A 1085-nucleotide genomic window follows, 5' to 3' on the forward strand; every position below is an offset into this window, starting at 1 on the left:
GCTTAGTATTCTTTAAGGAGAAGGAATAAATGAAAAAAGAAGTTCGTTGTGCAATTTATACAAGAAAATCAAATGAAGATGGACTAGAACAAGCATTTAACAGCATAGAGTCACAAAGGGCAGAGTGTGAAAAGTTTTTCAACGCTAATAAGCGAGAAGGTTGGTCTTTATTGCCAAAAAGGTACGATGATGGGGGATATTCAGGAGGTAACTTAGATAGGCCAGCCTTGTGTGAATTATTGCGTGATATAGAAATAGGAAGAGTAAATTATGTAATAGTGTTTAAGTTAAATAGACTGACAAGATCACTAGTAGATTTTATCCGAGTAATATCAGATAAATTTAATAGAAACCGAGTGAGGTTTAGCTCAGTAATGGAACCGTATTTAAACGAGGAAAGTACAGACAATGAGTTCATGTTATATTTAAATTTAGGTATAGCGCAAAGAGAAAGAAAAGCAGTAGGAGATCACATAAGGATAAAAATAGCAGGATCGAAAGAAAGAGGACTATGGATGGGAGGCGCGGTGCCACTGGGCTACGATGCTAAAGAAAAAAAACTAATGATAAATGAGGAGGAGGCAAAAGTAGTAAAACGTATATTTGAAAGATTCATAGAGCTAAAATCAGTGGCAGCAGTGGCAAAAGAAATAAACAGGCAAGGGTATAGAGTGAAAGAAAGAAAAGTGAAATCAGGAAAGATTTACGGAGGAGGAGAATTCAAAAAAGCAACAGTAAGAGGAATAATAACAAATTTTACATATATAGGAAAAGTAAAATACAAAGAAAAATGCTACCCAGGACAACATGAAGGAATAATCGATGAGGAGCTATGGAATAAAGTAGAAGAGATAAGAAGAACACGCCAAGCAAAGTATGCGTTAAAGTATGAAGAGATGTTATTAAAAGGGGTAATAAGATGCCATTCATGTAACGTCAGCATGGCAGGAACACATACAAGAAAGAGAAACAAAAGCTATAGGTATTATGTATGCCGTAATCATATAAGAGGAATGCACTGCCAATCAAGTAATCGAACAATAGCGGCAGGGGAAGTAGAAAAATATGTAATAGAGGAAGTAAGA

General features: G+C 35.4%; 1 protein-coding gene. It reads left to right on the plus strand.

The window, feature by feature from the left end; all coding sequences use genetic code 11:
• Positions 1–29: 29 nt before the first annotated feature.
• The coding region (locus tag IC220_RS08235) for a recombinase family protein (protein WP_188153821.1) at positions 30–1085 on the plus strand (1056 nt) is incomplete at its 3' end.

This window comes from Wolbachia endosymbiont of Pentalonia nigronervosa, assembly GCF_014534705.1.
GTDB lineage: Bacteria > Pseudomonadota > Alphaproteobacteria > Rickettsiales > Anaplasmataceae > Wolbachia.